This window comes from Saccharicrinis aurantiacus (assembly GCF_001660705.2).
GTDB classification, from domain to species: Bacteria; Bacteroidota; Bacteroidia; order Bacteroidales; family Marinilabiliaceae; genus Saccharicrinis; species Saccharicrinis aurantiacus.
On the sequence record NZ_LYBV02000013.1, the window covers coordinates 147,083 to 159,857 of the forward strand.

Consider the following 12,775-nt stretch of genomic DNA (forward strand, 5'->3'; position numbering starts at 1 on the left):
CGATAAAGTAAGTATAAACAATAAGTATACAACACTCTAAAAATTAAAATTTAAGAAAATGAAGAAAATAATAAAATATACCTTGGGAGTTGCACTGGCAGTTTCTTTACTAAGTAGTTGTGAAGATAAGTTGCTAGACCAAGACAACCCAAATGCAATAACAACAGATACTTTTTGGCAAAGTGAAAGTGACTTTGAGAAGGCTCAAAATGCTTTGTATAGCTCCTTACAGTTTAACAATGTTTGCGGTGGGGGTACAGTTCCTCCTATGAGTAGGAGTGATTTTGGTAGTGGAGAAACTTGGATGGGAACTTATCCATGGAATAATATTATTTGGAATGATGCCACAGAGTATGTTGAGCGTCGTTGGTCTGAGTTATACATCGGAGTATTCCGCGCTAACCAAATACTGCATTATATACAAGATGTTGATTTTTATACAGAAGATGAGAAGAACTTAATTATAGCGCAGGCTAGGTTTTTAAGAGCTCTAAATTACTTCTGGATTGTTAACGATTATGGAACCGCAGTAATACATGAGGTTCTACCAATTGTAGAAGAAGATATGCATAAACCATTGAGCACAATGGAAGAAGTGTATAATGTAATTATTAAGCCTGACCTTGAGTTTGCTATGCAGCACTTACCCGTGCAATGGGGTGATAAAGGTGATACCGGACGTTTTACATGGGGAGCAGCTACTGCTTTGTTAGGAAAAGCATACTTGTATAATAAAGAGTGGGAAAAAGCTGCTGCTCATTTTAAACTAGTAATAGATAAGGCTGACAACGAAGGTGTTTACCATTTGGTTGATAACTTTATGGATAACTTCACTGATGACAATGAGTTCAATAGTGAGTCTATTCTTGAAGTATCTTATTCTGATAATTACAAAGAAGGTGTAATAGGAGATCGAACTGATGATGTAGGTGATGTAACAGGTGCAGAAGCACAGACATGGGCAAATTTCCTTGCAAGTATACATGTTGGTGGTTATAACTCATTAATGCCTACCTACTGGTTACAAGAACTTTTTGTATCAGGAGATGAAATGGATAGTACTAATCCAATTAATAACGGAAGGTTTGTTTCTTCTCGATCATACGCTACTATTGTTGCATTAGCTGAAAAAGGTGATGATAATAACTGGGGTGTTGATGGTGAAAGGTATTATAATGCACCATTGCTTGATACTGAAGATACCGAAGATGCAAAAGGAGAAAAGAGTAAAGCAAATTTTGCTTACGGACAAGGTTCAAAAGTACGTAAGTATATTAATTGGCATAAAAAGGATGATGAAGATCCCTTAACAAAAGCACGAAGCGGTATTAACATTCGTTTAATAAGACTTGCTGATGTTTATTTAATGTATGCTGAAGCAATATTAGAAGGTACCGGTAATACTGCAGAAGCATTAAAATATATAGACAAAGTAAGAGCACGTGCAGGCGTAGTATCATTACAAAGTTATTTGGATGCTAATGGGCAAACATTCCCAAAATTAGATAAGGTGAAATTTGCCAATGGCTTAAGCGATTACGAATATGTTACAATGAATTCTGACAATTTATTACATCATATCCGTATGGTTGAACGTCCATTAGAGCTTGCCTTCGAAGGTCATAGATGGTACGACTTAGTACGATGGGGAATTACTAGCGAGGTGTTTAATACCAGACTGGACGAAGAAAATAATATTAAAACAGTTTTAGGCGTTCCTGATGGCACTATTGATATTCCAAAAGAGAATTGGAGAATTGAACCTCTTTATTTAACTGAGCGAGTTCGCCCAAGTTATGGAGAAGCTGCGGCCAATTACAGTAGTGAGTTTCATGATTATTTACCAGTTCCTGCTATTGAGAAACAATCCAATCAGGCTTTACAATAGTAGTCACTAATTAAAAATTATAACAATGAATAAACTATATATAAAGTTCAGTTTAATCGCAATGTTAGCGTTGTTCTTTGCGTCTTGCGAAAAAGAATATGATGCACCTACAGGAGAGCCTAATCATAATATGATTGAGTCTTCAATAAAGAACACTGGAAATGAGGTGCAGGTAAATGGATCATTCTATTTATATGATTTTTCTAGAGGAATAGAGTCAAGAACTTGGGAGTTAACCGCAGATGCGACTGATTTAGAAGGTAAAGAATTACTTTCTTCTTCAGATCAAAGAATTGATGTGATTTTCACAGAGCCTGGAGAAAAAATAGTAAAGCTATATCAAGTATTTGGTGATACTGTATATTCTAATGGCGGTTTTAAGGATACTCACTTGGATACAACTAGCATAACAATAACTGTATTGGATAGTGTTAGGGCTAATTTTGAAGCAATGAGAGTTAAAGATAATTCGGTGCTTACAAATTCAAATGGAGCACTTAATGAAGTACTAGCCGGGAGACCCGTTCTTTATACGGATTTATCAACAGGAGAACCAACTGATGTAAAGTATATTTTTACTAAAGAAGACGGACTTACAAGTGAGTTTAGCGCAGTAGATGGTTTAGTTAATGTAAGGTTAAGTAGCTTAGGTGTATATAAACTTAGTATGGTTTCTTCAAGTAATTTTGGCAGAGATACACTTATGTATACAGACTATATAAAAGTTTTAGCTAATACTGAAGATCCAATTCTTTTAGAATCAATTACGAATACTGTTGATAAAAGAAATAGGATTGAAATAGAGTTTGATTCAGAGTTAAACGATGTTACTACATGTCCAATTGAAGCATTTAATTTAGATGTTACTAATGGAAGTAGTGCTATAAATGTTGTTATTCAGAGTATCACTCAAGATGAGGTTTTGAAGAATGTAATGTATTTAAATCTAGATCAAGATTTATATAGTAGTGATGTTGTTACTGTAAATTATGATGAAACCAAAGGTAATCTAGAATCAATTAGTTACACTCAAGTTAAAACATTTAGTAATAACGTTAAATTCATACGACCAAATATGTTTATTGGAAGTGATATTGACTATAGCTTTGAAACATCAACAAACGCCGATTGGAGATACCTTTGGTGGGGAGGCGTTTGGGGCGAGTACTCATTAGATCTAACGTCGGATAAATTCTTAGATGGTGCAAAAAGCATGTCGTTAAATATGTATGCTGAAGGAGGTGCAATCTTTACACACGAAAAAGGAGGTAATCCAGCCACAGTTACTATGGATAAAGGTTTGTATGAGTTAGGTATTTGGGTTTATATTGAAAATTTAGGTAATGCAGATACTGGAGATAACTGGAGTCCTGATTTAAGGTTCTTCCCTACTGATGGAAAAGAACTAGGTTTCTTTTTCAATGATAGTTCTCCAATCGGAGAGTGGACTTATATGAGCGTTGAGTGGGATTTTGGTGGCGGTGATCCACAGTCTTTTAATATTAGAGGCTATAACGCAAGTAGTACTGTGCCAATGGAAATGTATATCGATAATATGCAGTTAATTAAAAAGGAACAAAGACCATAATAAGGTAAAGAAACATGTACAACCGGAAGAGCACTGCTCTTCCGGTTTTCTAGGTAAGAGTAATTAACTACACAATACACGCATGATAAAATACTATTTTAAATATAGCTTACTACTTCTGTGCTTTTTCATGAGTAACACGATTAAAGCGTCGGATACCGATACGGTAACGGTTGATGTTAATGTTGATGTTAAACATATACTCGGAGAAGTATCGAGTTTCGATAGAAATAAATTTGTAACCATCCATGCCGATGTTGGCGAAAATGAATGGGATGATAATTATGGACCAAACTTTACCGATGATTTACGCGATCATTTTTTAAATGGCTACGATGTTTATTTAGGTAGAAATACAGGAGGCCTATCGTGGCAATTAAACTATTGGACCAAAGAAGATCCGGCTCGCGAGGGTTTTGCCGATCCGGCCAATATAGTAAGCAATGCAACTCGCGAAAAAAATAACTATGCTACAAAAACAGAATGGCACCCTTACGAACATAGAAACGATCAAATACTATGTGCACAACTTCATCCCTTTTGGCCCGACGGACAAAAGATGGGCTATAACGATTGGGCATTTTCGCAAACAGATACAGATGAAGAACCTTTCGGAACTGCCACTGGTGAATTTATGGGGCGCTATTTAAAAGAGTACTATGGTACAGGAGGAACAACAGGTAATATTAAACCAAAATATTGCGAGGTAATTAACGAGCCACTTTGGCATTTGGTTGATATGGATAAAACCAATACTCCCGAAGAAGTTTTTGAGTTTCATAATGCCGTATCCAAAGAAATTAAAAAATACAATGATGATGTTTTGGTAGGTGGTTTCTGTACAGCTTTTCCAGATATCGAAAAAAACAACTTTCAACAATGGGAAGAAAGGTGGAAACTATACATGGATATAGCAGGTGAAAACTCTGATTACTGGACTATTCACCTTTATGATTTTCCATCCATAAATAATGGCAAACAAAAGTATCGTAAAGGTGCTCAAATGGAAGCTACCTTCGATATGATGGAGCAATACAGCTACCTATTGTTTGACGAGGTAAAACCATTTATGGTATCGGAGTATGGTGCACAAATGCACGATTATTTCGGAGCCTGGTCGCCTTACCGCGATTGGTTGCACTTAAAATCGGTTAACAGTATGATGATGCAGTTTATGAGCCGTGCCAATATTATTAATAAAACCATCAACTTTTTACCCGTTAAAGCCGATTGGGGTACAAATGGAGCTAATGATACCTATAATCATCGCTTGTTACGTAGAGAGGATGAACCTGCCAGCTATACCGGAACTTGGGTGTATTCTGAAATGGTACAAACTTACGAACTGTGGAAGGATGTAAAAGGTATCAGAGTAGATTCTAAACCAAATGTTTTAGATGTACTTACCGATAGTTATGTAGATGATAATAAAGTGTATGTAATCGTAAATAGTTTAGATTTAACTGAGAATTACAAGGTTAAGGTTAATATTGGAATTGAAGGAAATGCCATTCAATCCTTAAAAGCGAAACACCACCATTTAAACGGAACAACAGATAAGGACAGTCCTGTAATAACAGAGGAGGTTTATAATAATTTACCAGATGCTATTGAAATAGCTCCTGAGGCCACTTTGGTACTCGAGTATACTTTTGACGATGATGTTGTTATTGATGAAACTTCAAACGAAGTAAAATATTACGCTACAGAATACTATAAACCAATAGCAGCCAATGCGGCTAATCATTTTGAAATTAAAAACGTATCTACATCAAACTATGGAGAAGCTATTTTGCGAATTGGCGTAGGTCGTAATCATGGTAAAGAAATCTACCCTAGTATAGATTTTAATGGTGTGTCTTTAGATGTAATAATGGATTATAAAGGCGATGACCAGAAAGACCGTGATACCTTCTTTGGCGTGCTTGAGGTAGCAGTTCCATATGAATTATTAGATACGGATAACAATATATCGGTTAAATTTTCTGATGATGGAGGCTATATATCAAGTGTGGCTTTACAAGCTTTTTCTTTTTCAAGAGAAATTGATAGAACCCAACAAAAAGATACCGCAGTTAAACCCATTAAGCAATCTGAATTTAGCCTAAAACCAAACCCAGCATCATCCTTTATAGAAGTTTCAAGTTCGGGTTCGCAACAAATAGAAAAGCTAGAATTATTTACTGTGCACGGACAAAAAATATTGTCGCAGAATATCAATCAATCAAATTCAAGAATTCCCATTGGCGATTATGCTAATGGAGTTTATGTAGTAGTTGTGCATTCAAAAACAGGACTGCATAGTCAAAAAATATTGATTAGAAGGTAATGAAATCAACATACCATATCCGTAATTAGGTTTTGGTATAGCTAATGATTACCTAAATTCTGCAAGGAAGTGATGTTTGAATGTGCAATAGATGATTCCTTGCGGATTTTAGGTGTTTTTAAACTAAAGCGTAAAAAATAAAATCTCATGAAAAATGGTTTTATTCTATTCCTGATCCTATTTGTTCTTATATCGTGTAAAGAACAAGAGCCTTTTAAACGTAATTTCGATTTTAACCAAAATTGGTATTTTACGTTTTCAGATAATACAATATCTACACTTAATGCGTCTCAAAATAGTGTATGGGAATTAGTCAATTTTCCTCATACTTGGCATCAACCCCAAGTATTGTCTGAGTTAGCTCAAAAAGTAGCCTATTATAAAAAGCATTTTAATCTTAATCTATCATATAATCAAAAAGCCTATTTATGGTTTAATGGCGTATCTGATGATTCAGAATATTGGATAAATGGCCATAAGCTAGATAATAGGCAAAGCAGAGATTCATCTTTTTATTACGATATAAGCAACTATATAACAAGTGATGGAAGTGTGAATGAGGTAATGTTTAAATTGGTGCCATCGCTTAACGATACCGCGCATTATGGCATGTGTAAAAATGTGTATTTGGTTAAGCTTAATAAGCTACATATTCCCATAGAAGGAACTCATTTAAATAGGGTAGAATCAGCAAATAGCCAAGCGAGTTATCAGTTAAGCATTAATCTTTATAACGCTTATTCAAACCACCAAACGGTTGATGTTGTAACAGAGGTTTTTGATGCGAATGAGAAACCAATACTAGAGCTTAAAAATCCGGGTTATATTCTTAAACCTGGCACAACTATTTTAAAACAAGTGCTTACTTTCAATAGTTCTTCATCTCCAAACGAAAAAAAGTCCGATACCTATTTAGCCCTTACTAAGATATATTCAAATAAAAAGCTTGTTGATGTATATCAAACAGAGCTTAAGCTAAAGTGAAGCATCATGTGGTTTTAAATCGCGGTATAAATTGCAATACATAGCCGTGCTAGTTTAGGCATGTGCTTAACCAAGCATAGGAATCAATTAAGAATACTCAATTCTTAATTGGTTCAATCCAATACGCTATATGAAGCCGTTTAAAGTTGTATCGAAAATCTGCGAGTAATATCTTGATTTTATGAGGTTAAAATGTGTATTTTATTTTGTCTCATAGAACTCTCGTTTCATTGGCTTCAGCTAATTTTTATTCCGTAGCTACGGCTATGCAATGAAAAATTAAGCTTTGCCACTGATAATCAAATTGTCACTCTCGCAATTCCCCTTCAACCTTAAACAACTTCTATTTTTTAGGGCAATAGTGATTGCAGAACCTATAAAATAATCAATTTCTTATCAATCATTCAATAATGCATTTGGTAAAAGTTTCATAAGGCTGGAGGGGAATTACCAGAATGACAGATTGCTTTTTAGCAATAAAGTTCATTTTTTAATTACCTAGTCATAGCTTTTAAATGAAAATGAGCAGAAGCCAATGAATACGTGTGTTTGCTCGTATGTGTTAACTACAACTTAAGTGGTTTTTGTATCAAAGTGATTAGTTTTGAGGCTTAAAGCTGTCAAAATATAGAATGTATCTTTGTTAGTTAAAAAATCTTATGTTATAATTGTACTACCAAATTTAGTGAAATATTTTATCCCAAACTTAAATGCCAAAAGTAATAGTATCTTACCCATTTCCCAAAACTTATGTATAAAATAAAACTAGTGGTTGATAGCCACGAGCGTTGGGTATCAACGCTGCACTATGAGTATTTCTGTCCTGTAGAAGTAGATAAACAATTGTACAGGCAGTTTCTGCAAAAAAACTTTCCCTATAAAGCGGGCGATGCAGATAAAGTAAAAGCAAAAGGCCATAATGTACCCACTATTAGGCCTAGTTTACTTGATGAAAAATTAGAAGCCGAATGTAAGCGCCAATTAGAATCTTCATTTTTTAGCCCTCCTGAGTTATTTAGCAATAGTTTAGGAGAATTTGGCGATGAGATATATGAAACAGCCTATTATAATAGCTTGGCATTGGCACGCCATAAGGCAGGTTTAGATTACGGTATAGCCCCTAACTTTAGCTATAACTACGATAATTACCTAAGGCCATTGGACAATCCAACGGCTAAACTAAATATGAATAAAATTGGGGGTGTTTTTAATATGCAACTGCAAAGTACTGGCGACGACGACTTTTTGTACGAGTGGCTACTGCAGGGCAATACCAAGCAAGGTAAACTGGTGTTTTACGATGGTGACCTCGACCAAGCTTTTAAAATTGAGTTTTGGGACTGCTATTGTGTTGGTGTAGGCGAGCAAATGACGGCCATAGGAAGCACCGCCATGATGATGAACCTGCGTTTATCGCCAGGTATTACGCGTAACCGCAGTGCCGAACACGAAAAAGTGTGGAAAGTTACCGATATAACACCTAGCAGCAATGCCTTTGGCCCCGGGCCAGTAGCGCAGGATGAGCCAGTTGTTTCTGGCGAAGCCAATTTAATTGAAAGTTACTATACTAACTTTAAAGGAGAACGCATTGAGGTGTTACGTGAAGATGAGGTCCATTTTCATTTAATATCTGAAAATTGTATAGGGGAAAAAATTGATATTGATTTTGCCAATGATATGTACAATTTTAAATACAATAATGAAATATTAGAAAATGATATGTTGCTTGATTTTGAGATAAGCGATAACCATGAGACTATTATTTTAGAAGTAGTAAGACAAACAGAATAATAAACCAAATCTTATAAAACACCTAAATTATGGCTAATGCAACTTTAAAAAGAAGTGGTTCTGCTATTCAAAGTAAGGCGCCAGAGCCCGTAATAGCAGCCGAAATAATGTACCTTCCGTCAACGGGTGAATCCATTTTGTTAACTAAAGATGATCTGGAGGAACTTGATGCTTACGTGGAGGAAATGGATACTGCTATAACAGATTTTAGAGCAGCCTGCGACCAAGCAAATAAAATTAGTGTAATAGGTTTGCCCGAAGAGCAAGCTATTGAAGAGCAAAAGAAAAAAGACGCAATTTTAGGCCAAGCCAATAATAAATTGAATACTGTACTTATTAAGGTTGGCGAAAATATATCGGAGGAAGAAGCGAAAAAGAAAGCCGAATCTCAATATGCGGCTCTAGCTTCAGGTAGTGGTTCTAGTAGTAAACTAACTGAAGGTATGGCCTTTGGTGCCCAGCGCTCAAAAATGATACCCAATCATTTTATTGAGCGAATAAGATCCGAGGAAGATATACATAGTAAGAAAATAATTCGTATTGTTAGTGCGCCTGCTACTGATGAGAATAAGCCTGTAGATTCATATTCAGCTTTCAGAAACGATGATGGAGAGTTGGATAAGCAAAAAGTAAGTGAGGCTTTTAAAAAAGTGAGTGCTGAAGCAAAAGCCAGTTGGAACATATACAAAAATGACGGACAGATATCTTCTAAAACAGCCGCTAAGTTTGTATCGCCTATTTTGGCTCAATTTATATCTGATGAAAGTTATGAATTATGCGATAGCTGGATTGCTAATTTTAATAAGGAACACGCTACAGCAAAGGGTAGAAACGAAAAAAAGAAAGAAAAGTTACTTGCGCTTTTAGAACAAAAAGATTTTGAGATTGACGAGGCTGAAAGAGCTTTTGTTTACATTGATGATTTATGGGATGATGCTGAATCTTCTGATATAAAAAATGGTAAAACACCCAAAGATGTTGCCGATTCTAACAGAACAAAAAATGCTTTAATATCAAAAGTTAAAGCTGCTACATTACCGCCCGTTTATTGGGACTGCTCAAGTGGGGCGCAGTTAATGCGCTATGCCGTTAAATCGGATGCTAGTTTTGCCGTGGACTTATCAAAAGGGGTTATTAAAGCTGGTGTTACAGCTGAGGCCGATTATGCCTTGGCCCAAGGGAAGGCAAACATAGATGGATACTTGCCCAACGATAAAGGTTTTGAAATGGCTTTTAACGCCATAGTACGTAAGCAAATCTTTAAACCCATAGATGCTCAAATTGGAGGCGAAGATTTACCTTGTTATTTTTATTTCGATAACTCTTTAGTAACTCCCTATGCACTTGCCAGTGCTTGTCAGTTTTTAACCGATAAAAGCAAGGTAAAAATAGACTCGTATATAGTACAAGTAGTGGGGCATACCGATAAGCCAGGAACAGAAAGCTATAATTTATCTTTAAGCGATCGCCGTGCAAAAGCCATGTATGCTTTTTTAAGCAATGATATGTTGGCATTGTTCGATTTTGTTAAGGATAAAACTTGGGGTATTGAAGAAAAACAATATATGCTAGCTGCCATATATTTTTTAGAAACCAGCCCCAAGGATTTTGAAGCATGTTTTATTGCAGATACCCAGTATGTAAAAAATGCCGTACCTAGCCATCCAATATTTAAAGATATTCCACCCCAAAAAAAGCAGGTGGTAGTTAAGCCCATTGGATATTTGAAAGATTTTAATGCTGTAATAACAAAGCACCCTTTGTTTGATAGCTTAACAGATATTAAGGAGCGTAAAAAAATATTATTGGATAAATATTACTCAGAACCTAAACCAAGTAAAAAATCACTCCTCAACATAGAGTATGAAGCGATGATGAGCGTGAATAGACCTGGTTATGTTGGTATTCCGGAGTTAAACTTTAATACATTAAAGAAGCAGGATATTGATAATGATGTAGCCATTGTGTTATCGTACCGTAATAAATTGCTTAACTATTTAACCCAAAGGTATAGCGGGATTGATAAAATAGAATACGCTAGCTTTTTTACAAGGCCCGAAGAATTATCTAATATTGATTTTAGTAAAACAGACGGAAAAGGTGCCGTTGAACCAAAAATATATACCGGCGATAGAGAGTACCGCAATAGGCGTATTGGGTTTAAAGCCTACCGTATTGTTGAAGATAAAGAGGCCGATAGAAAGGTAGAAACAAAAATTAACTTGGGTACTATGCGCTTGCATGTAGAGGGCTTTATGAGTGCATGGGCTGGTGTTAATGTAAGTGTATCTGTGGGCGTTAATATAGAGTGCCCCAAGGGTAAAATGGCGCTTACCGGTTTAAACCAGCAGGGACAAGAGGAGTTGGCTAGGCAAAATCAGAACAGTAAAAATGGCGATGCTGATATAGGTGGCCAAGGCGAAGCCATTGCTGGTATAAAGGTTGAAGCTGGTGTAAAAGCCGACCTGGAGTGGACTAAGCCTGGGGCCTCCTTATTTAATAGCCTGGCCAGTGTGGGTTATACAGCAACAGGTATTGCAGGTGCCTCAATAGCGGGTGAGTTTAAAATTGGGTTTGACCCTGATAGCAAGCGTTTTGTAATTAAAATGAAAGCGCAAGCTGCTTGGGGGCTTGGTTTGGGAGGTAGCCTATCTGTTACCGTAAGTTTAAATAACTTATACGACTTTACTTGCTTGGTATACGAGCAACTGATGACGCAAGACTTTTGCTTTGTGGATATGTTTGAGGGTAAAGGTGAGGAATCGGAGACAGATGTATTCGATATTTTTAATGCCATGTGCACCCACCTCTTACTAACAGGGCACCCTTTGGTAGCCGGTACTGCATATTTAGCTACACGTAAAACAACTTTAAAAGCTGCCGCCGCCTTTTTGGACCAACATACAGAAAGAACTATTGAATATAAGAGAAATTCAAAAAAACAGGAGAACCTTGAAGACTTAGCCGCTAGCATTAACGGTAACGATGATTTTATAACGCGCCTAACACCCGAAACCAAGGGCCGCATTTTATACCTACTGTGTACAACTGAGCGAAGCTGGTACGAAAAAATATCCTTTAGTGGTATAAACGAAGATTTTGAAGATGCCGCGCTTAAGCTGATTACCAAGGGCATTGTAAGCAAGCGCGATTGGCAAGAAACCCTTGAACATATGGCACAAACCAACACAACAGAGGCCTATGTAAGCAGCAGCGATAAAAAGAACCGCGAAAGCTTAAGTGAAGAGGAGGTAAAAGAAAGAGCGAACAGAGCGCTGTATAATAATAATTTATTAAAAAACAGTTTGTATGCCAACGAAAGTAAGAAATGGAGAACTATACAAAAACACATTAATAATTTACAGGAAGCCCCACTTAAATAGTATCCAATTACAATAGCAATTTGTAATGTTAAAAAAAGCATTTACCCATCCTTATTTGGAGTGGATAAATGCTTTTTTATGTTATTGGCATTGTGTCTCTATCAAGAAACACAATTTATCATTACCTAATGGTATCCTTTGTAACATTGGCCACACACCGCATGCCTACGCCACTACCTCTGTTAGTGGGTTTTCTATTGCCCGATCGGCGATACATATTACCACTAGGACCTCCAAAGCCACGTGTACTTCTATTAGAACTATAAGTACTATCGGTACATGTTGGGTTGGTTACGGGGTCTTCGGTAAAGGGATACCAATAATCGAATATCCATTCGCCCCATCCGCCAGACATATCATATAATCCCAATGGGTTGGGGGGGAAGTAGCCTGGAGGTGTCTCATATCTCTCACCTTTCATACCTCCTCCAAAATAATTTCGCCCCTTATCCAAAGTACCATCATCGGTGGCGTTGGCTACGGCTTGCCCCCGGCTACGCGCGGCATATTCCCATTGTGCTTCAGTAGGCAAGCTCATGGGCACCCCCACCATGTCGCCCAGCCACTCGCAATAATCCTGTGCCTCGTACCAGGTCATGCCTGTTGCCGCCATTTTAGGGCCTCGTAAATCTAAGCCTATAAACTGAGAATATATTGAATCTATACCAACCGCTTTGGTAAACAAGTCAAATTCACCATAGGTAATTTCGTACTTCTGCATGTAATAGCTGTCTAGCGTTACCTCGTGCAAGGGGTAACTAGCGGGGTCACCAAAAAACGGTTTGTTATAGCCACTGGGGTAGGTTTTTCCC

General features: G+C 36.8%; 7 protein-coding genes. 6 read left to right on the forward strand and 1 reads right to left on the reverse strand.

Features of this window, described 5'->3' with window-relative positions:
* Positions 1-58: 58 nt before the first annotated feature.
* The 6 genes from A8B35_RS05605 to A8B35_RS05630 all read left to right on the forward strand — a co-directional run bounded on the left by A8B35_RS05605 (position 59) and on the right by A8B35_RS05630 (position 11,963).
* Positions 59-1,888: a RagB/SusD family nutrient uptake outer membrane protein gene (locus A8B35_RS05605; protein WP_075602392.1), complete on the forward strand. Its 1,830-nt coding sequence runs from the start codon at positions 59-61 to the stop codon at positions 1,886-1,888.
* Positions 1,889-1,913: 25 nt separating this feature from the next.
* Positions 1,914-3,476, forward strand: a complete 1,563-nt coding sequence (locus A8B35_RS05610; protein WP_075602393.1) for a hypothetical protein — start codon at positions 1,914-1,916, stop codon at positions 3,474-3,476.
* A 130-nt stretch (positions 3,477-3,606) separates the two neighbouring features.
* Positions 3,607-5,805 (forward strand): T9SS type A sorting domain-containing protein, encoded by a 2,199-nt coding sequence (locus tag A8B35_RS05615; RefSeq protein ID WP_075602394.1) that lies wholly within the window; start codon positions 3,607-3,609, stop codon positions 5,803-5,805.
* 147 nt (positions 5,806-5,952) lie between these two features.
* Entirely contained in the window at positions 5,953-6,789 is an 837-nt protein-coding gene (locus A8B35_RS05620) for a sugar-binding domain-containing protein (RefSeq protein WP_075602395.1), read from the forward strand.
* Positions 6,790-7,539: 750 nt separating this feature from the next.
* Positions 7,540-8,580, forward strand: a complete 1,041-nt coding sequence (tssD, locus tag A8B35_RS05625) for a type VI secretion system tube protein TssD (protein ID WP_075602396.1) — start codon at positions 7,540-7,542, stop codon at positions 8,578-8,580.
* A 29-nt stretch (positions 8,581-8,609) separates the two neighbouring features.
* Entirely contained in the window at positions 8,610-11,963 is a 3,354-nt protein-coding gene (locus tag A8B35_RS05630) for an OmpA family protein (protein ID WP_075602397.1), read from the forward strand.
* A 121-nt stretch (positions 11,964-12,084) separates the two neighbouring features.
* Here the strand turns inward: A8B35_RS05630 and A8B35_RS05635 are convergent.
* On the reverse strand, positions 12,085-12,775 hold a 691-nt coding region (locus tag A8B35_RS05635), incomplete at its 5' end, for a formylglycine-generating enzyme family protein (RefSeq protein WP_075602398.1).

What these genes read in the sequence shown, in the direction of transcription:
- A8B35_RS05605 (WP_075602392.1), top strand. Translation starts at nt 59, where the DNA reads ATGAAGAAAATAATAAAATATACCTTGGGAGTTGCACTGGCAGTTTCT.
- A8B35_RS05610 (WP_075602393.1), top strand. Translation starts at nt 1,914, where the DNA reads ATGAATAAACTATATATAAAGTTCAGTTTAATCGCAATGTTAGCGTTG.
- A8B35_RS05615 (WP_075602394.1), top strand. Translation starts at nt 3,607, where the DNA reads ATGAGTAACACGATTAAAGCGTCGGATACCGATACGGTAACGGTTGAT.
- A8B35_RS05620 (WP_075602395.1), top strand. Translation starts at nt 5,953, where the DNA reads ATGAAAAATGGTTTTATTCTATTCCTGATCCTATTTGTTCTTATATCG.
- tssD (WP_075602396.1), top strand. Translation starts at nt 7,540, where the DNA reads ATGTATAAAATAAAACTAGTGGTTGATAGCCACGAGCGTTGGGTATCA.
- A8B35_RS05630 (WP_075602397.1), top strand. Translation starts at nt 8,610, where the DNA reads ATGGCTAATGCAACTTTAAAAAGAAGTGGTTCTGCTATTCAAAGTAAG.